Annotated in this window: 21 protein-coding genes; 6 read left to right on the forward strand and 15 right to left on the reverse strand. The window is 70.0% G+C overall.

The window, feature by feature from the left end:
* Positions 1-203: 203 nt before the first annotated feature.
* The 3 genes from DPQ65_RS04205 to DPQ65_RS04215 are packed head-to-tail and all read right to left on the reverse strand — an operon-like array spanning position 204 to position 2074.
* The gene (locus tag DPQ65_RS04205) at positions 204-509 is read right to left on the reverse strand and encodes a YlxR family protein (RefSeq protein ID WP_337589671.1); all 306 of its coding nucleotides are present in this window, start codon (positions 507-509) and stop codon (positions 204-206) included.
* 9 nt (positions 510-518) lie between these two features.
* Positions 519-1553 (reverse strand): transcription termination factor NusA, encoded by a 1035-nt coding sequence (gene nusA / locus DPQ65_RS04210; RefSeq protein ID WP_114906113.1) that lies wholly within the window; start codon positions 1551-1553, stop codon positions 519-521.
* Positions 1553-2074 carry a ribosome maturation factor RimP gene (locus DPQ65_RS04215; protein ID WP_114906114.1) on the reverse strand — a complete coding sequence of 174 codons (522 nt, stop codon included), beginning with the start codon at positions 2072-2074 and terminating at the stop codon, positions 1553-1555. Before DPQ65_RS04215 ends, nusA begins: the two co-directional genes overlap by 1 nt.
* A gap of 104 nt (positions 2075-2178) precedes the next feature.
* Between DPQ65_RS04215 and DPQ65_RS15500 the strand changes: the two genes are divergently transcribed.
* Positions 2179-3306 (forward strand): hypothetical protein, encoded by a 1128-nt coding sequence (locus DPQ65_RS15500; protein ID WP_162802004.1) that lies wholly within the window; start codon positions 2179-2181, stop codon positions 3304-3306.
* Positions 3299-4276 carry an aminoglycoside phosphotransferase family protein gene (locus DPQ65_RS04220; protein ID WP_162802005.1) on the forward strand — a complete coding sequence of 326 codons (978 nt, stop codon included), beginning with the start codon at positions 3299-3301 and terminating at the stop codon, positions 4274-4276. The genes DPQ65_RS15500 and DPQ65_RS04220 overlap by 8 nt, the downstream gene beginning before the upstream one ends.
* A 21-nt stretch (positions 4277-4297) precedes the next feature.
* On the opposite strand, the gene DPQ65_RS04225 is transcribed toward DPQ65_RS04220, so the two are convergent.
* Positions 4298-4873, reverse strand: coding sequence for a DUF1206 domain-containing protein (locus tag DPQ65_RS04225; RefSeq protein WP_238146670.1), 576 nt, complete (start codon positions 4871-4873; stop codon positions 4298-4300).
* Positions 4800-5105, reverse strand: a complete 306-nt coding sequence (locus tag DPQ65_RS16025; RefSeq protein WP_337589672.1) for a DUF1206 domain-containing protein — start codon at positions 5103-5105, stop codon at positions 4800-4802. Before DPQ65_RS16025 ends, DPQ65_RS04225 begins: the two co-directional genes overlap by 74 nt.
* Before the next feature lie 150 nt (positions 5106-5255).
* On the opposite strand from DPQ65_RS16025, the gene DPQ65_RS04230 reads away from it, so the two are divergent.
* From DPQ65_RS04230 to DPQ65_RS04240, 3 genes are all read left to right on the forward strand, one after another.
* Positions 5256-5732 (forward strand): HesB/IscA family protein, encoded by a 477-nt coding sequence (locus DPQ65_RS04230; protein WP_114906116.1) that lies wholly within the window; start codon positions 5256-5258, stop codon positions 5730-5732.
* Positions 5733-5763: 31 nt separating this feature from the next.
* Positions 5764-7803 (forward strand): thioredoxin domain-containing protein, encoded by a 2040-nt coding sequence (locus tag DPQ65_RS04235; protein WP_114906117.1) that lies wholly within the window; start codon positions 5764-5766, stop codon positions 7801-7803.
* A 71-nt stretch (positions 7804-7874) separates the two neighbouring features.
* Entirely contained in the window at positions 7875-9221 is a 1347-nt protein-coding gene (locus tag DPQ65_RS04240) for a CapA family protein (protein WP_114906118.1), read from the forward strand.
* A gap of 267 nt (positions 9222-9488) precedes the next feature.
* On the opposite strand, the gene DPQ65_RS04245 is transcribed toward DPQ65_RS04240, so the two are convergent.
* The 4 genes from DPQ65_RS04245 to DPQ65_RS04260 form a co-directional block, all read right to left on the reverse strand.
* Positions 9489-11621, reverse strand: a complete 2133-nt coding sequence (locus tag DPQ65_RS04245) for a cell wall-binding repeat-containing protein (protein WP_114906119.1) — start codon at positions 11619-11621, stop codon at positions 9489-9491.
* A gap of 82 nt (positions 11622-11703) precedes the next feature.
* A complete protein-coding gene (locus DPQ65_RS04250) occupies positions 11704-12489 on the reverse strand; it encodes a TSUP family transporter (protein ID WP_420330066.1) in 786 nt (261 codons plus the stop codon).
* The gene (locus tag DPQ65_RS04255) at positions 12482-13213 is read right to left on the reverse strand and encodes an HAD family hydrolase (protein ID WP_114906120.1); all 732 of its coding nucleotides are present in this window, start codon (positions 13211-13213) and stop codon (positions 12482-12484) included. Before DPQ65_RS04255 ends, DPQ65_RS04250 begins: the two co-directional genes overlap by 8 nt.
* A gap of 38 nt (positions 13214-13251) precedes the next feature.
* Positions 13252-15030 (reverse strand): proline--tRNA ligase, encoded by a 1779-nt coding sequence (locus DPQ65_RS04260; protein ID WP_114906121.1) that lies wholly within the window; start codon positions 15028-15030, stop codon positions 13252-13254.
* A gap of 121 nt (positions 15031-15151) precedes the next feature.
* Between DPQ65_RS04260 and DPQ65_RS04265 the strand changes: the two genes are divergently transcribed.
* Positions 15152-16033 (forward strand): alpha/beta hydrolase, encoded by an 882-nt coding sequence (locus DPQ65_RS04265; protein WP_114906122.1) that lies wholly within the window; start codon positions 15152-15154, stop codon positions 16031-16033.
* On the opposite strand, the gene DPQ65_RS04270 is transcribed toward DPQ65_RS04265, so the two are convergent.
* The 6 genes from DPQ65_RS04270 to DPQ65_RS04295 form a co-directional block, all read right to left on the reverse strand.
* Positions 16018-16722: an ABC transporter ATP-binding protein gene (locus DPQ65_RS04270; RefSeq protein ID WP_114906123.1), complete on the reverse strand. Its 705-nt coding sequence runs from the start codon at positions 16720-16722 to the stop codon at positions 16018-16020. The two genes, DPQ65_RS04265 and DPQ65_RS04270, sit on opposite strands and share 16 nt — an antisense overlap.
* Positions 16719-18398, reverse strand: a complete 1680-nt coding sequence (locus DPQ65_RS04275; protein WP_114906124.1) for a branched-chain amino acid ABC transporter ATP-binding protein/permease — start codon at positions 18396-18398, stop codon at positions 16719-16721. Before DPQ65_RS04275 ends, DPQ65_RS04270 begins: the two co-directional genes overlap by 4 nt.
* Positions 18399-19274: a branched-chain amino acid ABC transporter permease gene (locus DPQ65_RS04280; RefSeq protein WP_114906125.1), complete on the reverse strand. Its 876-nt coding sequence runs from the start codon at positions 19272-19274 to the stop codon at positions 18399-18401.
* 45 nt (positions 19275-19319) lie between these two features.
* Entirely contained in the window at positions 19320-20498 is a 1179-nt protein-coding gene (locus DPQ65_RS04285) for an ABC transporter substrate-binding protein (RefSeq protein WP_114906126.1), read from the reverse strand.
* A 39-nt stretch (positions 20499-20537) separates the two neighbouring features.
* Positions 20538-21794, reverse strand: coding sequence for an alpha-hydroxy acid oxidase (locus tag DPQ65_RS04290; protein ID WP_114906127.1), 1257 nt, complete (start codon positions 21792-21794; stop codon positions 20538-20540).
* A gap of 144 nt (positions 21795-21938) precedes the next feature.
* Positions 21939-22781 carry a GNAT family N-acetyltransferase gene (locus DPQ65_RS04295; RefSeq protein WP_114906128.1) on the reverse strand — a complete coding sequence of 281 codons (843 nt, stop codon included), beginning with the start codon at positions 22779-22781 and terminating at the stop codon, positions 21939-21941.
* Positions 22782-22870: the final 89 nt, after the last annotated feature.

Below are 22870 nucleotides of genomic sequence, written 5' to 3' on the forward strand. Positions count from 1 at the left end.
GCCTCTTCGGGCGCGCGACCGGGACTATTGCTGGTGGGTGCTCATTGCTGAGTACTCATCGGGTGCTCATCAGCGTCAAACCCGCTTCCGGTTCCTCGATGACAGGGCCACTCGGCCCCGCCTGCTGGCGACCGGTCCTGCTGGACCGACCGTCTGGCGCCCGACCCACGTGGGTCGGACGGTCCCGTTGTGCCGGGTCAGTCCTACTGACCCAACAACGCCATCAGTGCCGTGCTGTCCGGTCGACCGGGCACCCGGAGGGCCCTGCCGAACGCACCACGCTGGATGGCAACCGTCACGCACTCCGGTGTGAGGTGCACATAGGCACCCCGCCCCGGTTGCCGTCGCCGTGGGTCCGGGATCAGGTCCCAACCCTGCCCGGGACCGTGCTGGTCCCCGGCGACGACGCGCATCAGTGCGGCTTGCTCCGCCCTGCGCCGACACCCCAGGCAGGTGCGCACCGGAGTGCGCCCTGACCGGCGCTCGGACGGCGGAACAACCTGCACCACTCTACAGGGTCACTCGCCTGGGGCCACGCCGGACGGCACCGATCCCGGTCCGTCAGCGGCAGCGGTGTCGGAACGGATGTCGATCTTCCACCCGGTCAGCTTGTGGGCGAGTCGTGCGTTCTGGCCCTCGCGGCCGATCGCGAGGGAGAGCTGGTAGTCGGGAACCACCACCCGGGCCTGGCGGGCGCGGTCGTCCACGATCGTCACCGACTGCACCCGGGACGGAGAGAGCGCGGAGGCGACAAACTCCGCCGGGTCCTCGCTGTAGTCGACGATGTCGATCTTCTCGCCCTGCAGCTCGTTCATCACGGCCCGCACGCGCTGGCCCATCGGCCCGATGCAGGCACCCTTGGCGTTGACGCCGGGGATGGTGGAGTGGACCGCGATCTTGGTGCGGTGACCGGCCTCGCGCGCCAGCGCCTCGATGCGCACGGTGCCGTCCGCGATCTCGGGCACCTCGAGAGCGAACAGGCGGCGCACCAGGTTGGGGTGCGTGCGCGACAGCAGGATCTGGGGGCCGCGCGGGCCCCGCTTGACACTCACCACGAAGCAGCGCAGCCGCTGACCGTGCTCGTAGGCCTCCCCCGGCACCTGCTCGGAGGTGGGCAGCTCCCCCTCGACGGTGCCGAAGTCGACCAGCACGTGTCGCGGATCGCTGGACTGTTGGATGACACCGGAGACGATGTCGCCCTCACGGGCGCGGAAGTCACCCAGGATCGCGTCGTCCTCGAGCTCCCGCATGCGCTGCACGATCACCTGCCGGGCCGTGGCTGCCGCCACCCGACCGAAACCCTCCGGGGTGTCGCTGAACTCCGGGCCGGGCTCGCCGCGCAGGCCGGTCTCCTCGTCGATCTCACCGGGCTCACGGGCCCAGACCGTGACGTGGCCACTCTTGCGGTCGAGCTCGACCCGGGCGTTCGGGAAGTGGCCCTCGACGCGTTCGTAGGCCATGAGCAGCGCCTGCTCGATGGCCTGCACGATCGTCTCCAGCGGGATCTCTCGCTCCCGCTCCAGCTGCCGCAGCACCGCGATATCGATGTCCATCAGTTGTCCTTTCCACCCGGCCGGGTGAACTCCACCTGCACCTTGGCCGCGCTGATGCGGTCATAGGGCAACAGGTTGTCGGGGGCGTCAGCCAGTCGTATGCCGTCAGGCCCGGCCTCCACGAGCCGCGCCTCGATCTGGGCGCCGGTCTCGTCCTGACCCGGGTCACTCACGCGCAGCCGCACCAACCGGCCGACATTGCGCCGGAACTGCTCGGGGGTGCTCAGCGGGTGGTCCACACCGAGGGAGGTGACCTCCAGAGTGTAGGGCGCGGCCCCCATCGCGTCGGAGTCATCGAGGGCCTCGCCCACCGCGCGGCTGGCCTCGGCGACCTCATCGAGGGTCAGCGGCTCCACCGCGCTGGCGAGGTCATCGCCGAGCAGGTCACGCACATCGCGGGCGACGCCGACCCGCACCAGTCGACGCTTGCCGGCGGGATGCACTGCGACGTCCTCGACGACGACACCGGTGCCCGCGAGCGCGGCTGCAGCCGTCTCCCGGATCTGCTCGGCATGACCCATGGTGGGTGCCTCCCTCTTCTGCTGTCGCGATCGCGCCTGTTGATCGTGCCGGGTTGTCCCCGGAACGGCCACTCTAACCGCTCCGGTGTGTCAAGATCGCCGTCATGGCCACTGCAGTGACGCGTCGATCCGTGCTGGCCGTGATCGGGGTGGGACTCGGGGCCGTGCTGACAGGGTGCGACAGCGCCGAGGAACCCACCGTGAGCACGGCCACGCCCGGCCCCGGACAGCCCCCGGACCCGGCTGAGCCGAACGACCCCGCGGAGCCCAGCGACCCGACAGCCACGACGGGGGCGGACGCCGCGGTGCTGCTGCTCGCGCTCGAACGGACCCGGACGCTGTCGGCCCGCTGTCGACGGATCCGCGGTGCCACCGGGCGGCACCAGCAGGCGCAGGAGCAGGTGCAGCTCGCCCTGGACGAGCAGGTCCGGGTCCTCACCGAGGTGCTGGAAGCCGGCCACGTGGCTCTGCCTGAACCCAGCGACCCCGGCGACGCGGCCGCTGCCACGAGCGGTGGCGCACCACGGAGCGGAGCACAGGAGGACGCGCAGGCGACCGCGGATCCGGAGGACTCGGCGGGCTCCACCGATCCTCCCGCCGACGGTGATGCCGCGACGGCCACGGTGCCGGCCGCCGAGCGCGCCGTCGCCGACCTGCGCGCGCTGGGTCAGGACTGTCTGGACGACATCACGCCTGCGGCCCTCACCGCCCTGAGCGAGGTCAGCGCCGACAACCTCCCCATGCTGCTCTCGATCGCCGGGCAGCGCGGGGCCACCGCGTCCTTGTTCGGCCAGCAGCCCCAGTGGCAGAAACTGTCCGGCCCGACCGGTGACCCGGCGGCAGCGTTGCTGGACGCCTACCGTCCCGCCGTCTACGGGTTCGAGGTCCTCGCCGCACGGTCCCGGGGGGACGAGCGCACGGCCTACGAGGCCGTCCTCACGCCGTTGCGGGAGGTGACCCGGCAGATCACCCAGCTTGCGGGGGACGCTGCTGCGCCCGCCCCACTCGGCTACGGCCTCCCCGACGGGGCCGCGGGTCAGGAACGGCGCGCCCGTCTGGCGAGCGACCTGCTTGCCGTGCTGCCGCCCACGATCATGGCGCCCACCACTGGCTTTGCCGGGGACCCGGCTGCCGTCGCCGGATCGGTGCGCCTTCTGGCCGACGTGGTGCGCCTGGCCCAGCCGTGGCGAGCGGTCACCGGCTTCCCGGGGATGCAGGTGGCGGGTGCCTGAAGCGGTGCCCGAGCCCCTGCCCAGGGCGGTGACCGACCTGGTGCCGCCGGGCCTGATCGGTCACCTGCGTCAACACGTCCCCGCACCCGGGCATATCTCGGGCACCCAGTGGTTGCCGACCCTCCCTGGTTTGGTGCGCGATCTGCTGGAGGACTGGGACCTGCGGGTGACCGGACCGGGGACGCACGGCTATGCGGCTCTTGTCCTGCCCGTCACCGGACCCGACGGGCCGGCCGTGCTCAAGGTCGCCTGGCCGCACCCCGAGGCCCGCGACGAGCATCGGACGCTCCGCGCCTGGGCCGGGCGAGGAGCGGTCCGCCTGCTGGCTGCTGACCCGACTCGTTGGGCCCTCCTGCTCGAGCCGTTGGACCGGCAGGACTTGAACCGGCTGCCGGTGACGGTCCTGGACTCGTGTGAGCAGATCGGTCGGCTGGCCGCGCTGCTGGACCGGCCGGCACCCCCGTGGATCGGCCTGCGGGCCAGTGACCACCTGATCGAGCTGGTGACCGATCTGGACGCTGTCCGGGCCGGGCCGCTCTCCGGCGCCCTTCCCCGCCGTCTGCTGGAGCGTGGTCGTGCCCGGGCGCTGGAGCTGGCCGCGGAGCCGGACATCGACGCCCGACTGGTGCACGGCGACCTGCACCAGGAGAACGTGTTGTGGCGCCCCGACCCCGGGGAGTGGGTCGCTATCGACCCGCAGGCCATCGCCGCCGACCCGGCCTGGGTGGTGGCACCGGCCCTCTGGAACCGGTGGAACGAGACCGTCAACGCCCACGACATCCGGACCCATCTCACGCTGCGGCTCGAGGTGCTGTGCGAGGCGGCCGGGATCGATCCGGACCGGGCACGCGCCGTCACCGAGCTGCGCATCCTCCGGAACGCACTGTGGGACGTCCAGGAGCAACAGCCCGGCCTCGCCGAGGCACTGACCCGGCACGTCACGATCATCAAGGCCATGCACCCTGCCTGACCCGACGGAGCTCGATCGGGGTCACATGGTGGAGTAGCGGGCCCGCGCCAGGGAGTAGAGCCCGTAGGCCGCGAGACCGACCGCAACCAGTAGGAGCAGGACCTCACCGAGCGGCTGGTCCCGGAGCGTCTTCAGGGCGGCGTCCAAGCCGGTCGGCTGGTCCGGGTCGGCCTGCAGTGCAGCCGTTCCGATCAGTGCGCCCACCACGCCGAGCGCGGCGCCCTTGGCGACATAGCCGATCATCCCGAGCCACTCGATGGCCCGGCTCACCTCCCGGCGACCGGTCCCCTGCAGGTCCTGCACGAACTTCTTCGCGACACCCTTGTAGACGTGGTAGGCCCCCACTGCCACCACGCACCCACCGACGACCCCGACCAGGAGCCGCCCGCCGGGCGCCGACATCAGGGTGCCTGTCGCCTCGGTCGTGGTCTGGCCGCTGTCCGCCCCCGAGCCGGTCACCACGCGCAGCGCCGTCCACCCCAGCACGCCGTAGAGCACGCCCTTGCCCGCTGCCCTGCCGCGATCAACCACCTGGTCCCGCAATGCGCGGTGGTGTGGCAGCGCCGCCTCGATCAGGTGCCAGACGGCCAGTGCCACGAAACCGGCGACACACACCCACAACAGGACCGCTCCCCCCCGGGGAGGAGCCCAGCTGCTGGAGTGCCCCAGCCTCGTCAGCCTCTCCCGACGACCCGAGCGCGACCTGACCCGCGATCCAGGCGATCAGCAGGTGGACGAGCCCGCTGCCGACATACCCGAACCTGGCGAGGAACTCGAGGCTGTCGCTGTTGCTGGCCTCGGCGGCCAGGTCCTGCACATCGTTGCTCACTGACAGATTTCACCAGACGGGAGACCACGGAGCCACCTCAACCCTGGGTGTCGTCACGCAGGCGGCCCAGCTGGTGCAGCGGCCCAACTGTTGCGGCGGCGCGTCCGTCTCCGACACCGACTGTCAGTGCTGCCCGGTAGACCTGCCCCCATGAAGAAGTCAGAGACCCGACCACAAGCGGATCAGACCTGCTTCCCGCCCTTTACGGTCACCCAGGCGGCAGTCCAGCAGATCGAGGCGCTGGGCGGCGCGGTCCGCGTCGACGTGGAGGACGGTGGATGCAGCGGCACCAGCTATACGTTCACCCAAGGCGTCGATCAAAAGATCGATGATGCCCGATACGGCTGTCATGGGGCCTGGCTGGTCGTGGGCCAGCGGGCTCGCTCGGTGCTGGCCGGCGCTACACTCGACTACTCCGCGCGCCTGCGCCCGCCGAGGTTCCGGGTCATCAAGAACCCGAACACACCGGAGGTCTGCCCCTGCCGACGGTCCTTCGGTGAGCCGTGGCCGGGGCCAGGCCAGCCCACCTGCCGCTCCTACCGGCCGATGCCTTGGGACACCGACTACGAGCCACCTGTCGACTGGCAACGACGCACCAGCTACGGCAGGCCTGAGGCGAGCTCGTGACCCACTGTCATCGAGGTGGCAGGGTGGAGGGATGGCGAACCGACTAGCCGACAGCACCTCGCCCTACCTCCTCCAGCACGCGGGCAACCCCGTCGACTGGCGAGAGTGGGGTGAGGATGCCTTCGCCGAGGCACGGCAGCGGAACCGCCCGATCTTCCTGTCCATCGGCTATGCCGCGTGTCACTGGTGCCATGTGATGGCCCACGAGTCGTTCGAGGACGAGGGCATCGCCGACCTGTTGAACAGCAACTATGTCGCGGTCAAGGTCGACCGTGAGGAGCGCCCGGACGTCGATGCCGTCTATATGGACGCCACGGTCGCGATGACCGGCCACGGTGGCTGGCCGATGACCTGCCTGCTGACGCCGGAGGGCGAGCCGTTCTGGTGTGGCACCTATCTGCAGAAGCCGCAGCTCACTCAACTGCTGACCGCCATCGACAGTGCCTGGGCCGACCAGGAGGCGCAGGTGCGGGCCAGTGGCACCGCCGTCGTCGACGCGCTCACCAGGGCCCAGGGCGGCACCGACCAGGGCCTGCCGCTGCACGCCGACCTGCTCGAGGCTGCAGTCGCGACCCTGACCCGCAACTATGACCAGGAGCACCCAGGCTTCGGCACGTCCCCCAAGTTCCCGCCGAGCATGGTCCTGGAGTTCCTGCTGCGCCACCACGCGCGCACCGGCAGCCCGTCGGCCTGGCGGATGGTGCAGGAGACGGCGACAGCCATGGCCCGGGGAGGCATCTATGACCAGCTGGCAGGCGGTTTCGCCCGGTATGCCGTGGACCGCGCCTGGGTGGTCCCCCACTTCGAGAAGATGCTCTATGACAACGCCCAACTGCTGCGCGTGTATGCGCACCTGTGGCAGGCGGCCGGTGGTGTCAAGGGAGCGGGGGCGACCCAGGCACTGGCCGAGCGGGTCGTCCGGGAGACCGTGGAGTTCCTCCTCGCGTCCCTGCGGACCCCTGAGGGTGGCTTCGCCTCCTCCCTCGACGCCGACACGGAGGGTGTGGAGGGAGCAACCTACGTCTGGACCCCACCCCAGCTCGACGAGGCGCTGGGCGTCGAGGACGGCCAGCGAGCCGCCAGCCTGCTCACCGTCACCGCCTCAGGAACGTTCGAGCACGGCACCTCGACGCTGCAGCTGCTCGGCGACCCGGAGGACGCGACGTGGTGGGCGGACACGCGGGCCAGACTCCGCGCGGTCCGCGACCAACGACCCCAACCCGGCCTGGACGACAAGGTTGTCACGGCGTGGAACGGTCTGGCGATCGCCGCCCTGGCCGAAGCCGGCTGGTTACTGGAGGAGCCCTCCTGGGTCGAGGTCGCTGCCGGTGCGGCACGTCTCGTTCTGGACCTGCACGTCGTGGACGGCCGCCTGCGACGCAGTTCGCGCGGTGGTCGGGTCGGCGCCGCCGAGGCTGTCGCCGAGGACTACGGCAACCTGGTCGAGGGGCTGGTGACCCTCCACGCGGCCACTGCGGACACGGCCTGGTTGACCGCTGCCGGCACGCTCCTGGAGGACGCGGTGCGCCGGTTCGGTGACGGGGACGGCGTCTTCCACGACACGGCCTCGGACGCCGAGCCGTTGGTCCTGCGTCCGCGGGCTCGTGGAGACAATGCCGAACCCTGCGGCCAGTCCGCGCTGGCGGGTGCGCTGCTCGCGCACGGGGCCGCCGCAGGGTCGGCAGCACACCTCGACCTCGGTGTGCGAGCTCTCGAACCGATGGGCGTGATCGCCCAGCGGGACCCGAGGTTCGCGGGGTGGGCGCTGGCCGTCGCGGAGGCGGCACTCGCGGGTCCCTTGCAGGTCGCGATCAGTGAGGGTGACGGACAGCAGGAGCTGGTGAGCATCGCGCGGCAGCGCGTCGGAGCCCTGGTGGTCGTCGGCCGCCCTGGCCAGGTGCCACCGCTACTCGAGGGACGCCCCGGTGTGGACGGCCGGGCCGCGGCCTACGTCTGCCGGGGCACGGTCTGCGACCTCCCGGTCACCACTGCCGAGCAGCTGCGCGAACTCCTCGGCGACCCCCGTGGCGCGGTCCCCGCCGGAGACGATGACCAGGTGCCACCCACCTGAGCCGTCCCGAACCCAGCCGTCGCCCGCGTGGCCCGGACCGCGCACCCAGCCGTGCGCCATACAGTGCCGTTATGTCTTCCCGTGCCGGCACCCGACTGCACACCCGTGTCCTGGCCCTGGCCGTGGCGCCCCTGCTGGTCCTGAGCGCCTGCGGCGGTGGCGAGCAGGCGGGTCTGGAGCCCCCGCCGCTCGACGCCGGCGAGAGCACCACGACCGCGGATGTGCCCTCGGGGGGTCAGGTGTCTCCCCCCGAGGGTTGGGAGGAGGGGACCGAAACCGAGGACCAAAGCGAGGGGCCGACCGACGATTCCGGGGAGCAGACCGAGGAGCAGACCGAGGAGCAGACCGAGGAGCAGACCGAGGAGCCCACCCCCGAGGAGGGGGAGCCCAAGGAGGTCACGATCGGCGCGGCTGGCGACCTGCTCGCCCACGCACCGGTGATCGCCAATGCACAGGCCAATGCCGGTGGGGACGGCTACGACTTCTCTGCGATGTTTGCCGACGTCAAAGGGCTGCTCACCGACAATGACCTCACGATCTGTCACATGGAGACGCCGTTGTCACCGGACAACACCAACATCACCGTGCCGCGCGTGCTGGTCTTCAACACTCCCCACGAGCTCGCGGACGCAGTGGCCGATGCTGGCTATGACGGCTGCGACTTCGCCTCCAACCACACCTGGGACCAGGGGCTGAGCGGGCTGGCCGACACCCAGCAGGTGATCGAGGACGCCGGGCTGCAGTATGCCGGACCGGTCGCCGACGAGGCTGACGCCGGGCACCACGCGAGCTATCAGGTCGATGACGTCAACGTCGCACAGTTGGCCTACACCTACACGATCTACAACTCCGGGCAGCCCACGACCGACATCCCGCCAGAGGCGCCCTGGCTGGGTGAGTCCCTGTGGCCCGTCATCGGTGCCGAGGGCATCATCGAGGATGCTGAGGGCGCCAAGGCTGACGGTGCCGACTTCGTCGTGGTGAGCATGCACTGGGGCAACGAGTACTGGACCGACCCCACCGACCAGCAGCGCGAGATCGCCGCCGAGCTGCTCGAGTCCGACGCGGTCGATCTGATCCTCGGCACGCACGTCCACGTGATCCAGCCCTGCGAGAAGATCAACGGCAAGTACGTGATCTACGGTCTGGGCAACTTCCTGTCCAACCAGTCCCCCGACACCACGGCCGGCAAACTGCGTCCGGAGACCCAGGAGGGGATGATCGCCCGCTTCCACCTGCGCAAGGACGCAGACGGCGAGGTCAGCTCACAGATGGAGTTCCAGCCCACCCGCGTGCAGATCGACAATCACGTGATCCGGCTGGCGACCCCGGACCAGAATGCCGAGACCTATCACCGGGTCGTGGAGACGATGGACCGCCTTGGTGAGGACGCCTGCGACGCCGAGCCGCTGAGCTGATGTCGAGGCCCTCCCCTGCTGGCCCGGCGGTGCGGTCGACGTCCGGCACGCCGGCGTGTCGTGCACCGTGCGCACATCGTTGCGGCGTGTCGTGGGTCAGAGCACAGGTCCTGCACCACCCGTCGCGCCCCACGGGCCTCCCAACGGACTGCATCGATAGGGCTCCCCACGGACTGCATCGATACGCGGCTGTCACCGACGACGGTGCCCGCCCACGCCACAGCGTGAGCGGGCACCGTCTCGATCATCCGGAGGAGACCGTCGCGATCAGGGCAGATACTGCTCCATCGCGTCCAGGACGTCATCGGCAACTGCCACCGGGCCACCCAGCACGATGATCCGCTGCGGGTCCAGTCGGTCGAGCGTCGCGCCGGTGACCTCGGTCAGCTTGTCCGGGCGGGTCAGCAGGATCGGCAGCCTGCGCGCGCCGGCCACGGCGGCGCCGGTCAGCGCGTCCGGATAGTCCTGTCCGCTGGCCACGAAGACCGCGTCCACCAGCGGCTGGAAGCGCTCGGCCAGGAGCGTGGCCGTCTCGTAGCGGTCCTGTCCACCCACGCGGGTTGCAGGCGCACCGGTCGCCGCGGCGGCCTGGGCCGCGACCTCCTCTGACACCGCATCGGTCCCGCCGAGCACGATGATCTCGCTCGGGTCCAGGCTGGTCAGCGCGGTCCGTGTCGCCTGGGGCAGCAGATCGGTCCGCGTCAGGAGCACAGGGGCGTCCTCCAGGCCCGCGGCGGCCGAGCCGACCAGGGCGTCCGGGTAGGCCTGGCCGCTGGCGAGATACACCGTGCCGCCAGCCTCGTACTCACCGGAGATGGCCGCGGCCGTCTCATAGCGGTTCTCGCCGGCGTGCCGAGTCGTGCTGAACCCCAACTCGTCGAGCTCGGTGGCGATGGCCGGGGCCAGCGCGCTCTCACCGCCCACGATGACGACCTGCTCGGGCGCGAGGCGCTGGAGCTCGGTGCGTGTGGCCGAGGACAGGGCTTCGCCGCGGGTCAGCAGGACCGGGGCGTCCTGGATGCCGGCCCGGGCCGCGGCCACCAGCGCATCCGGGTAGGCCTGGCCGGTGGTGAGGAAGACCGTGTCGCTGTCGGCGTTGCCGAACTGCTGGGACAGGGCCACCGCCGTCTCGTAGCGGTCCGCCCCAGCCACCCGGTCAACGGACTGCAGACCGACGGTGAAGACCGAGGTGCTGCCGGAGACCTCGTTGGCGACGATGACCAGCGGCTCGCCAGTGGGGCTGTCCTCGGCGGCGACGAACTCCACGCCCTCTGCGCCCAGGTCGCCCATACCCTCGACGTACTCACCGTCGACCGCGACGTCCCAGTTGCGGTTGTTGACGTAGTCGACGAAGCGCACGTCAGCGGGGTCGGTCACGTCGAAGGTCATCACGCCGCCGATGCGCTCCAGGCCCACGAAGGCGAAGGTGTGCGACCCGACCTGACCGATCCCCTCCCCGCCCTCTCCGTCCCGGTTGGAGGTGTCCAGAAGGTTGCCCTCGGCGCTCCAGTCCTTCAGCGGGATCGCCCAGAGGTTGCTGACCTCGGCGGTCTCCAGGTCGATCGTCGCGATGGCGTTGGCCTCCTGCAGCGAGACGAAGGCCTGGCTGCTGTCGGCGGAGATCGCGGAGAACTCCGGCTCGAGGTTGCGGGCTACCCGTCCAGCCGGCTCGTGCCCCTCTGGCACCTCGACGTCCGGTCCGAAGACCCGGACGCCTTCGGGGAGCTCGGTCCCCTGGTCGTATCCCGTGAAGCGGGCCGTGCGGACATCGTCCTGTGAGATCTCGGTCGGGTCCGCAACGTCGATCACCGAGACCGTGCCCTCCGGGTCGGAGCTGAAGTCGTCGGCCGGCTCGCCCTCGTTGGCGACGACGACCTTCGTCCCATCGGGAGAGACCGTGATCGCATCCGGCAGGGAGCCGACGCGCACGCCACCCAGGTAGTCCCCGTCGGTCGAGTAGAACAGGGCCCAGCCGTGCGCGACCTTGTCCGGTGCCTCGACGGCAACCGCGATCCACTCGCCGTGGACCTTGACCGAGTTGATGGTTGCCCCGGCGGGCACGACGCTGCCGTCGGCTGCCTCGGCCCCCTCAGCGGCCAGGGTCTCGACGAAGGAGGGCGCGCTCGGGTCAGTCCCGTCCAGGATGTCGATGGCGCCCTTGAGGGCGTTCACCACGAAGATCCGCCGGGTGAGCGGATCAAAAGAGGTGATCTCGGCGGCGGACTCGTCGAACTGGCCGGTCTTGTGCGTGCCGGCCAGAGTGAGTGCCAGGCGCGGGTCAACGGCCGCGGGGCTCGTCTCGCCTGCGTCGTCGGTCGGGGTGGCGAGCGCTGCCGGAAGCACGCCGACGGTCAGGGCCGCCGCCGTCAGGAGGCTCAGGGATCGTGAGGGAGTTCGCATGGTCGCATCCCAGTCCGTCGGAGTGACGCGCTGATGGCCGTGACGTAGCCGCGAGGTGACCGTTCGTGAACGGCCACTGACGTCACCCAGCGAACTGCGCGTAGGTGTCGTAGCCGATCTTGACGATGAAGGCCACGAGGAGCACGACGAACACGGTCCGCACGAAGCCGCTCCCTCGGGCCACCGCGGTGCGGGCACCAAGGTAGGCACCGAGCATGTTGCACAGTCCCATCAGCAGACCCACCTTCCACATCACGGCACCCATCGGGATGAACACCGCGAGAGCGGCCAGGTTGGTCGCCCAGTTGGCGATCTTGGCCTTGGCGCTGGCCTGCAGGAAGCCGTAGCCCAGCAGCCCGACCATCGCGAAGACATAGAACGACCCGGTGCCCGGCCCCAGTGCACCGTCGTAGACCCCGATGCCGAACCCGATCAGGCCGGCGACCACCAGGTGCGCCCGTCCGGAGAAGCGCAGTTGCGAGATCTGTCCCATGCTCGGCTTCGCGAGCGTGTAGGCCCCGACACCAATGAGGACCAGCAGGATGATCGGGTTGAACGCTGTCTTGGGGATCAGGCTGGCGATCAGCGCACCACCCAATGAGCCGAGGAATGCGCAGCCGGCCAGCGGCAGGGCCGTTGACAGGTCGGGCCGCACGCGCCGGAAGTAGGTGACCGAGCTGACGGTCGTGCCGCAGATCGACCCCAGCTTGTTGGTCGCCAGGATCTGCACCGGGCTGGCTCCCGGAAAGCCGAGCAGCAGGGCAGGCAGCTGGATGAGCCCACCACCGCCGACCACCGCGTCGATCCACCCGGCCGTCAGACCGGCCAGGGCCATCAGGAGATAGAGCCAGAGGGAGGGATCATCCACCGGGGCCGCCGGAGTTCCACCCGGCGACGATGCCTGAGATCTCCGCCAGCGAGTGCGCCACGGCGTCGGGGGTGGTGTCCACCTCGACCCGCTGCTCCAGGGGGATGTCACTGTGCGGCACCAGGATCGCGCGCATGCCGACCTGTTGCGGCCCGTGGATGTCCTCGAACAACCGGTCGCCGACATACACGCAGTCGGCGGGGTCGGTGTCCACGGCGGCTGCCGCCGCGCGGAAGGCCTCGGGGTGCGGTTTGGTCCACGGGATCTCGCTGCTGTAGACGTCCCCGTCGATCAGGTGCAGCACCCCGTCACGTTCGAAGATGGCCCGGTGGTGGTCGCGGGACCAGATCGTGTTGGACAGCACCCCGACGGCGATCCCCTGCGCGCGCAACCCCTCCCAGAGCGGGTGGACGAGCGGGTCGGTGTGGGTGTGTGGCTCCCAGAACCGGTCATAGGCCCCGCGGGCGCGGAGGTAGTCCGGGTGCTCGGCGCCGTAGCCCACCTCGGCCAGCAGGTCCTCCACCCGGGCGCTGCGGTGCTCGGTCCTGGCCTGCTTCCAGGCCAGTCCCTCAGCCTCCAGGATCCGAGCGGCCAGGTCGGCCACGTCCTCGTCCCCCGGACCCACCTCCGTGGCGAAGACGTGCCACTGGGCCATGAGGTCGACCTGGTGCCACGGCGTGAGGGTGCCACCCCAGTCGAACAGCACCGCCCGCACCCGGCTCATCGGTCAGCTCCCATCTGCACCACGTGTCTGATCGCGTCTCAGGACTGCGCGCCCGAGCGGACCTCAGCCACGATCTCGCGCGCCGCGTCGGCCACCGGCACCTCGCGCCGCTCACCGCTGCGCCGGTCCTTGATCTCGATGGTGCCCTGCTCCAGGCCCTTGCCGACCACGACGATCGTCGGGACACCGACCAGCTCGGCGTCCTTGAACTTCACACCCGGGGAGACCTTGGGGCGGTCGTCGTACAGCACCGTCAGCCCCTGGCCCTCAAGCTCACTCACCAGTCCGTCGGCGTGGTCGAAGACAGCCTGGTCCTTGCCGGTCGCGACCAAGTGGACGTCGGCGGGGCTGATCTCCCGGGGCCAGCACAGGCCGATCTCATCCAGGGTGCCCTCGGCAACAGCGGCCACGGCGCGGCTGACTCCCACGCCGTAGGAGCCCATCGTCACGGTGGCGAGTTTCCCGGACTGGTCGAGGACCTGCAGACCCAGCGCCTCCGCATACTTGCGGCCCAGCTGGAAGATGTGCCCCATCTCGATGCCGCGGGCCAACGTCAGGGTGCCGTTGCCGTCCGGGCTCGGGTCACCCTCGCGGATCTCCGCGGCGTGGATGACGCCGTCGGCAGAGAAGTCACGCCCGTGCACCAGGTGGAAGACGTGCCTGCCGTGCTCGTCGGCGCCGGTGACCCAGGCCGTGCCCTCGCCGATGCTGGCGTCGAGCAGATACCTGATGCCGGAGGCCCTCTCCTGGCCCAGCACACCGGGCCCGATGTAGCCCTTGGCCAACGCCGGGTGGGCGGCGAAGTCCTTGTCCTCGAAGGGGCCGGGCTCGGCGGGCGAGACCTGGGCCTCGAGGCGCTTGGCGTCGACCTCCCGGTCCCCGGGGACACCGATCGCGAGGGGCTCGCGGGTGCCGTCGGGGTGGGTGAGCATGACCAGCACGTTCTTGAGCGTGTCGGCGGCCGTCCACTCCCGACCGTCCTCCCGCGGGTGGTTGGCGTTGGCAGCAGCGACCAGCGTCTCGATGGTGGGCGTGTCAGGCGTGTCGTGGACCTGGGCGGCCGGGACGCCAGAGGCATCGACGGGTGCGGGCGTGGGCACGTGCACGGCCTCCACGTTGGCGGCGTAGTCCCCCGTCGTGCTGCGCACGAAGGTGTCCTCGCCGTGCGGGCTGACCGCGAGAAACTCCTCGCTCGCCGAGCCGCCCATGGCCCCGGAGTCGGCGTGCACGATGACGTAGTCGAACCCGAGCCGGTCGAAGATCCGGACGTAGGCCTCCCGGTGCCGCTGATAGGCAGCCTCCAGCCCGGCATCGTCGAGGTCGAAGGAGTAGGAGTCCTTCATGATGAACTCGCGGCCACGCAGGAGGCCCGCGCGCGGACGCGCCTCGTCGCGGTACTTGGTCTGGATCTGGTAGAGGCTGACCGGCAGGTCCTTGTAGGAGGAGAACAGGTCCTTGACGGTGAGGGTGAACATCTCCTCGTGGGTCGGCCCGAGCAGCATGTCGACCCCCTTGCGGTCCTGCAGCCGGAAGAGGTTGGGGCCGTACTCCTCCCACCGGTTGGTCGCCTCGTAGGGTTCCTTGGGCAGCAGGGCCGGGAAGCTCAGCTCCTGGGCGCCGATGGAGTCCATCTCCTCGCGGACGATCGTCTCGACGTTGCGCAGCACCCGCAGGCCGAGCGGCAGCCAGGAGTAGATGCCCGGGGCGGCACGCCGGATGTAGCCCGCACGGACCAGTAGCTTGTGGCCCGGCAGCTCAGCATCCGCCGGGTCCTCGCGCAGGGTCCGCAGGAACAGGGTCGACATCCGCAGTGCCACAGGGGCTCCTTCATCTCGGGTATGCCGACCGCCGGGTGGGGCGGTCGGGGTCACCGACCGAGGATATCCGCTGAGTGGTGGGCTGCCGCACCGGTTCGCGGCCGTGGCCTAACCTGCCGGGGTGAGAGCATCCTCCGCGCCGGGCAGACTCCGCCGCTACCCCCGCCGACGTCGCGTCCTCGGTGACCTGCGCCGCTGGCGCGACGTGGCCCTGCCAGGCCTGGGCCGTCGCAGCGACCTCTACGTCTGGCTGCCCCCGGGCTACGGTCGAGGCACGCAGCGCTATCCGGTGGTCTACCTGCAGGACGGCGGCAACCTGTTCGATCCCCGGACCTCCTTCGCCGGGGCCACGTGGCAGGCCGACGAGGCCCTGACCTGGCTGCATACGAAGGGCATCGACGCGATCGCGGTCGGGGTGCCCTGTTCGCCCGACCGCCGCCTCGAGGAGTACTCCCCCGCCTTCAGCGACACCCTGCTGGCACAGCATCCGGGCCTGGGAGCCCCGGCAGCGGACGTCTATGTCGACTTCCTGACCGAGCACCTCAAGCCCTGGGTGGACCGGGGGCTGCGCACCCGACCCGAGCGCGAGCACACCCTGGTCGCAGGTTCCTCGGCGGGGGCCGTGGTGAGCATGCACGCGTGGCTTCGGCGCCCGGACGTCTTCGGTGGCGTCGGGGCCTTCTCCTCGGCCTTCTGGGTGCCCGGTGAGGCGCACCTGGCCGAGCTCGAGCAGGCAGTGGTGGCCCCGCACCCACCGACCCGGTTCTCCCTCGACGTCGGCGGACGTGAGACGCCTGACGACCCCATCCTGCAGGCGGCCTACCGCCGCGACACCGAGCGTGTCGTCGCGGCTCTGCAGGAGGCGCAGGTCCCGGTGCGCTACACCTACGACTCGACTGCCTACCACTTCGAGACCGCGTGGGCGCAGCGCCTCCCCGCAACGCTGGAGTGGCTGCTGTCCGGGTATGCCGTGGCCCGCCCCGGCGCTCAGACGCCCAGGTAGGCCTGGACCACCCGGTCGTCGGCGAGCAGGTCGGCGGCCGGCCCCTCGTGGGCAATCTCTCCGCTGGCCAGGACATAGCCGTGGTCGGCGGCGCGCAGGGCGCGGCGCGCGTTCTGCTCGATGAGCACCACCGTGGTGCCCGAAGAGCGGATCTCCTCAATCACCGCGAACACCTCGTCGACGATCTTGGGCGCCAGCCCCATGGACGGCTCGTCCAGCAGGATCAAGCGGGGACGCGCGACGAGGGCGCGCCCGATCGCGAGCATCTGCTGCTCGCCGCCGGACAGGGCTCCTGCCGGCAGGTCCCGACGTTCAGCCAGCACCGGGAACCGTGCGTAGACGTCCTGGATCGCCGCCGAGTCGTTGGTGTGCCAGCCACCCACCTGGAGGTTCTCGTGGATGGTCAGGCTGCCCAGGATCTGACGTCCCTCCGGGACCTGCACCAGGCCCTCCCCGACCAGCTTGTGCGCCGGCATCCTGCTGATGTCGCGGCCCTCGAAGGTGATCGTGCCGGAGCGGGGCCGCACGATGCCGGACACCGCGTTGATGATCGAGGACTTGCCGGCGCCGTTCGCTCCGACGAGCGTGACCAGGGATCCGGGCGCCGCCTCGAAAGAGACGCCGCGCACGGCCTCGACCCGACCGTAGGTGACGACGAGGTTCTCGACCTTCAGGATGGCGTCGCTCATGATGCGTCCTCCGACTCGGAACTGCCGAGATAGGCCTCGACGACGGCGGGGTTGTTGGCGATCTCCTCCGGCGTACCCGTGGCGATGACCTCCCCGAAGTTGAGCACGACGATGCGGCTGCAGGTCTTCATGACCATGCCGACGTTGTGCTCGATGAGCAGGATGGTCAGCCCGTCGCTGGCGAGCGAGGCGATAAGGTCGGACAGGGCGTCAGCCTCGACGTGGTTCATGCCCGCGGCTGGTTCGTCCAGGATCAACAGCGAGGGGTCCGAGGCCAGGGCCCGGGCGATCTCCAGGCGGCGCTGGTCGCCGTAGGACAGCGCCGAGGCCTTGTTGCCCGCCTTGTCCGCGAGCCCGACCCGCTCCAGGCAACTGGCCGCATGCCGGGCGGCCTGCTGCTCGTCCCGTCGAGCCGACGGCAACCAGAGCAACCGCCGCAGGAAGGTCGGCTTGCTGACCAGGTGCCCACCCACCATGACGTTCTCCAGCGCGGAGAGGCGGGCGAAGAGCTTGGAGTGCTGGAAAGTGCGGCTCACTCCCGCAGCCGCGATCTTGTGCACCGCGGCCCGGCCCGGCTGGAGTCCGAGCACCTCGGCCGTTCCTGACGTTGGTCTGGTCAGACCACTGATCATGTTGACCAGAGTGGTCTTGCCGGCACCGTTGGGGCCGATCAGGCCGATCACCTCACCGCCAGTGACGTGCAGGTCGATGTCCTTGTTGGCATGGACACCGCCATAGTCCTTGCCCAGACCAGCCAACTGGACCACGGTCTCCCCCGGCGCGGGATGCACGCGCTGGGTCAGGCTGCCTGCGTCGTCCCCGGAGCTGGCAAGCACCAGCTTCTGGGATCGCCGTGGCAGGAGGCTGGCCAGGCCGCCGGGCAGGAACAGGATGACCAGGAGCATCAGCAGGCTGGCCAGGAACGGGCGGATCCAGCCCGCCTCGATCCCGATGGCGCGCTGCACCTCTGGGACCATCTCGAGGAAGAAGCTGCCCAGGGGTGGCCCGAAGAAGGCCGTGGAGCCACCGACCACCGCTGTCACCAGGCCGTCGATCGCCTTGGCGAAGCCGAAGTCCTCCGGAGCGAGCAACCGCACAAAGAAGGCCCACAGCACGCCGTAGAGCCCGGCGAGGGCGCCTGCGGACACGAAGGCCGACAGCCGGTGGGACCCCACGTCGATGCCCATGGCGCGGGCGGCCAGCTCGTCCTCGCGGATCGCCTCGAGCGCCCGCCCGTAGCGTGAGTTGCCCTGCCGCCAGAACCAGTAGGCCACGATGGCCAGGATCGCCCAGGCCATCCACGGCTCGACCACCTTGGGCACCGACATGCCCTGGGCCCCGCCGGTCCACTCCATGTTGATGATCAGGATCCGCACGGCCTCGGCGAACGCCAGGGTGGCGATCGCCAGGAAGACCCCGCGCAACCGCATGGTGGGCAGGCCCAGCACGACCGCGGTGACGGCTCCCACGCTCATCCCGATGACGATCGCGATCAGCAGGGCGGGAAGGTCACCGACGTCGTCGGGGGCGGGGGCTAATGTCGCGCCGGTGAAGGCGGCCAGCGAGGCGAAGCCGGCCTGGCCCAGGCTCAGTTGGCCGGCGACCAGGACGGCGTAGAAGGAGTAGGCGAAGATCGCGCCCAGCGCGATGAAGACAAGCGTCGACTCGGAGAACACTCAGACCTCACGCACCTTGCGCGCTCCGAAGAGCCCCTGCGGACGGACCAACAGGATGAGGAAGAGGAGCCCGAAGGCCACCAGGTCTCTCCAGCTCGAGCCGATGTACTGGACCGCGAACACCTCGGCCAGTCCGAGCAACAGTCCGCCCACGAGGGCGCCAGGCAGCGACCCCATCCCTCCGACGATGATCACGGCCAGCCCCTTGAGCTCGATCGCGGTGCCCATCGTGAGCTGGGCGCTGTTGACGTTCATGGCGAAGAGGGCCCCGGCGACCGCGCCGAGCGCCGAGGAGATCGCGAAGGTGGTCATCGTCACCCGGTCGACGTTGATGCCCAGCACCCGGGCAGCCGTCGGGTTCTCGGCGACGGCGCGCATGCCGCGCCCCAGTCGCGACCGAGCGACCAGCACGGTGAGAGCCACCATGAGCACCACCGAGATGACCAGGATCGCCACCTGGACCACCGTCACCTGGGCACCGAACACGGTGAAGGTGGTGCTCGGGAAGGAGTCGGCCGGGAAGCGACGGGTGTCGGGGCCGTAGCGCCACTGCAGCAGGGCGATGAACATGCCCGCCAGCGCGATCGAGGAGATCAGACCCGCAAAGTGGGCATCCGGTCGGTCCTTGAGCGGCCGGAACGCGACACGTTCGATGACCATGCCTAAGATGCCGCCGACCACGAAGACGATCGGCAGGGTGAGCCAGATCGAGAGGCCGGCGACCTCCACCAGCTCGATCCCGACGAAGGCGGACACCGCGAACACCGCCGGGTGGGCCAGGTTCAGCCGGTCCAGCACGCCGAAGACCAGCGTGAAGCCGATCGCGAAGAGCGCGTAGATGGCCCCGATGAAGAGCCCGTTGAGCAGTTGCTGCATGTGTGTCCGCCTCCGTCAGGGGTCAGGAGCGAGGGTGCTGCCGGATCAGTTGAGGACGGCGAACGAGCCGTCCTCCACCACCTGGACCACCGCGTCGTGCTCGGCGTCACGGTTCTCGTTGATGCTGATGGAGCCCAGCACCGTCGGCAGGTCCGTAATGTTGCCCAACCCGGCCTTGATCGCCTCCCGACCACCGTCGCAGCCCTCGCGCACGGCGTGGTCGATGATCGTCATGGCCGCGTAGGCCTGGGCCGCGAACTGGTCCGGCGCCTTGTCGTACTCAGCCTCGTAGGCCTCCAGGAAGGCTGCGTTCTCCGGGTTGTCCGAGGCGGAGTTCCAGGCGGCGCCCACGACGACGCCCTCGGCCGCGTCGCCGGCGTCGGTCATCAGCTGCGGGTTGTTGAAGCCGTTGCCACCGATGATCGGCACGTCGAGGCCGAGCTCGCGAGCCTGGGTGACCAGCGGGATGGCTGCCTCGATCAGACCTGAGACGAAGATCGCGTCCGGCTCGGCGTTCTTGGCCTCGGTGAGCAGGGCGCGGAAGTCGGTGTCGGCCTTGGAGAAGGTCAGCGTGCTGGCCACGGTGATGTCCTCCCCCTCCAGCGACTCAGCCATGACCTCATAGCCCGACTCCGTGAAGGCATCGTCATTGGAGTACATGACGACCACGTTCTCCAGACCGAAGGCCTCCACCGACTGGGCCACGGTCTGCGGGATGACCTGACCCTCGGTGAGGGAGTCGCGGAAGATCCAGTCACCCTGCTCGGTGATGCCCTCCGCGGTGTTGGAGATGGCCAGCACAGGGACCTCGCCCTCCTGGGCGATGGGCTGGGCCTGGAAGGCCGTGTTGGACAGGGTCGGACCGATGATGATGCTGGTGCCGTCCCCAACGAACCCCTCGAAGAGGCTGATGGCCTGCTTGGGATCGGTCTGGTCGTCCTCGACGGTCAGGGCGTAGGTGACGCCCTCCTGCTCGTTGAGGTGCGTGGTCGCGAGCTCGAGACCGTTGCGCTGCGACTCGCCGTAGGAACCGGCTGCCCCGGTCAGCGACACCGCGGCACCGACGGGCACCTCCCCCTCGATGACACACGCGTCACCCGAGCCCTCACCGGCGAGCGAGCCGTCGCCTCCGCCGTCGCCTCCGCCGTCATCGGACCCGCAGGCGGTCAGAGTCAGGGCCAGGGCTCCCGCGGCTGCGGTCAGCGTGAACAGGTTGGTGCGCATTTCTTCCTCCAGGGGTTGAGCATTCAGGGGATTGAGCGTTCAGGGTGTGGCGTGCAGCACGGAGGCTGGGGAGCCGGGCGGATGCAGCACGGCATGGTCGGGCGTGAGCTGGTCGAGCGAGGTGACGCCGAGCAGACGCATGGTCCGCTGGACCTGGGAGATGAGGATGTCGAGGGCTCGGGCGACCCCGGCCTCACCGCCGGCCATCAGCCCGTAGAGGTAGGCCCGCCCGACCAGCACGGCGTCGGCCCCGTTGGCCACGGCCGCCACGATGTCGCCACCGTGCATCACCCCGGTGTCCAGCAGAACCGGGACCCGCCCGCCGACGGCGTCCGCAATCTGCGGAAGCACCTCCAGCGGCGTCACGGACCGGTCGAGCTGCCGACCGCCGTGGTTGGAGACGATCAGGCCGTCGGCGCCCAGGTCCACGAACTCCTTGGCGTCCTCGACGTTCTGAATGCCCTTGAGCACGATCGCCCCGGACCAGTTCTCCCGGAGCCAGACCAGGTCCTGGGTGCTCAGCGTGGGGTCGAACATCTTGTTGACCAGGGACTCCACGGTGCCGCCCGAGCCACGCAGCGAGGCGAACTCCAGCGGATCGGTGGTGAGCAGGTTGGCCCACCAGCGGGGATGCAGTGCCATGTCAGCGAGGGTCCGGGGCGTGAGTTGCGGCGGGATGGTCATGCCGTTGCGGACATCGCGAAGACGCTGGCCCGCGATCGCGGTGTCGACCGTGAGCACCAGCGTGCTGAACCCAGCTGCCTGCGCCCGCTGCATGAGAGCCAGTGAGGCCTCCCGGTCCTGCCACAGATAGAGCTGGAACCACCGCTGCAGATCCGGCAGCTCGGAGGCCAGGTCCTCGACGGACACGGTGCCCATGGTCGAGAGCGCATACGGAACACCCGCGGCAGCAGCTGCGCGACCCACGGCCCGCTCCCCCTCGTGGTGCATCATGCGGGTGAAGCCGGTCGGCGCCAGGACCAGTGGAATGGGGCTCGTCACGTCCAGGACCCGGACGGCCGACTCCACCCGGGACACGTCGCGCAGCACGCGGGGGCGGAACTCGACCCGCCCGAACGCATCCCGCGCACGGGTCAGGCTGACCTCGCTCTCGGCAGCACCATCGACATAGTCGAAGGCCGACTTCGGCGTGCGCCGCCGGGCCAGCTGGCGCAGGTCATCGATCGTCTCGGCCCGCTCCAGGCGACGCCGGGCACGGTGCAGCGTGGGACGGTCGACCCTGACCAGCGGTCTGAGCTCGTCGACCCTGGGGATCCGGCGCTTCACCCGTGCCATCCGCGGCGTCCTACACTTCCTGATCGATTGCATATCCATGCATGCACATGAATAGGTCCTCGAGGATCTTAGCCCGCCGTCAGCCTGCTTCCTGCACGCCGGAGCCACGTGCGCCAGATCGTGATCCGGTCGTGACCCGGTGGGTCAGAGGATGACGGTGGCGAAGGTCCCGGTCTGCACGAAGCCGACGTGTCGATACGTCGCCAGCGCAGGGATGTTGAACTCGTTGACGTAGAGGGTCACGGTCGGCGCGACGTGCCGCAGGACGTGTTCGACCACGGCAGCCATGGCGGGGACCGCGATGCCCCTCCCCCGCCACCGGGGGTGCACCCAGACGCCCTGGATCTGGGCGACGTCCAGAGCGACGCTGCCGATGTCTGCCTTGAAGATCACCTCGCCGTCCTCGATCCGCACCAGCGACCTGCCGTCGCGGACCAGGGCCCCGACCGACAGCCGGTAGGCGCGGTCCGAGCCGCGGAAGGGCGGATATCCGATCTCCTCGGTGAACATGGCGGCTGCTGCCGGCACCACCAGGCCGGCCTCCTCGACCGTGGCCGGACGGACCGCCGGATCCGCGGGGATGCCCAGCAGCGAGGGCGCGGACCGGATGGTCATCACCGGTTGGCTGCGACGCACCTCTCGGGCCGGTCCCCACTGTGCCGCGAGGGCGTCCCACAGGGGCAGCACCTGGTCGACGGGGCCGAACAGCGAAGAGGCCCAGGCCCGCCGTTTGACGACCTTGGCCGCCAGCGGCTCGACCATGTCGGGCGTCACCTCGACCGGCACGACGTTGGCTGACGTCCAGCACAGTGCCGTGCGTCCGTCGCGCTGGTAGCCGAGGACGGAGTTGCGCCCCCCGGCCAGCCCGCCCTCGAGGATCCGCGCCGCGACGAAGACGTTGGAGACGGGGTCACGCCCGCAGATCTCCAGGGCCTGGGAGGCATCCGCCATTCCCAGGCCACGCACCGGGGCCGGCATGCGCAGCATCTGCCCAGCCTAGCGACTCGAGGGCACCCGATGACCTAACCGGGCTCACCGGTTGCGCCGTGGGCCCTGAGGACGCGAGGATCGAGGCA

It is taken from the genome of Ornithinimicrobium murale, from assembly GCF_003352835.1.
In the GTDB taxonomy this organism is placed as follows: domain Bacteria; phylum Actinomycetota; class Actinomycetes; order Actinomycetales; family Dermatophilaceae; genus Ornithinicoccus; species Ornithinicoccus muralis.

Coding starts and splice junctions, on each gene's coding strand:
- nusA (WP_114906113.1), bottom strand. CDS start 1,553: ATGGACATCGATATCGCGGTGCTGCGGCAGCTGGAGCGGGAGCGAGAG.
- DPQ65_RS04215 (WP_114906114.1), bottom strand. CDS start 2,074: ATGGGTCATGCCGAGCAGATCCGGGAGACGGCTGCAGCCGCGCTCGCG.
- DPQ65_RS15500 (WP_162802004.1), top strand. CDS start 2,179: ATGGCCACTGCAGTGACGCGTCGATCCGTGCTGGCCGTGATCGGGGTG.
- DPQ65_RS04230 (WP_114906116.1), top strand. CDS start 5,256: ATGAAGAAGTCAGAGACCCGACCACAAGCGGATCAGACCTGCTTCCCG.
- DPQ65_RS04235 (WP_114906117.1), top strand. CDS start 5,764: ATGGCGAACCGACTAGCCGACAGCACCTCGCCCTACCTCCTCCAGCAC.
- DPQ65_RS04240 (WP_114906118.1), top strand. CDS start 7,875: ATGTCTTCCCGTGCCGGCACCCGACTGCACACCCGTGTCCTGGCCCTG.
- DPQ65_RS04245 (WP_114906119.1), bottom strand. CDS start 11,621: ATGCGAACTCCCTCACGATCCCTGAGCCTCCTGACGGCGGCGGCCCTG.
- DPQ65_RS04255 (WP_114906120.1), bottom strand. CDS start 13,213: ATGAGCCGGGTGCGGGCGGTGCTGTTCGACTGGGGTGGCACCCTCACG.
- DPQ65_RS04270 (WP_114906123.1), bottom strand. CDS start 16,722: ATGAGCGACGCCATCCTGAAGGTCGAGAACCTCGTCGTCACCTACGGT.
- DPQ65_RS04280 (WP_114906125.1), bottom strand. CDS start 19,274: ATGCAGCAACTGCTCAACGGGCTCTTCATCGGGGCCATCTACGCGCTC.
- DPQ65_RS04285 (WP_114906126.1), bottom strand. CDS start 20,498: ATGCGCACCAACCTGTTCACGCTGACCGCAGCCGCGGGAGCCCTGGCC.
- DPQ65_RS04290 (WP_114906127.1), bottom strand. CDS start 21,794: ATGGCACGGGTGAAGCGCCGGATCCCCAGGGTCGACGAGCTCAGACCG.
- DPQ65_RS04295 (WP_114906128.1), bottom strand. CDS start 22,781: ATGCTGCGCATGCCGGCCCCGGTGCGTGGCCTGGGAATGGCGGATGCC.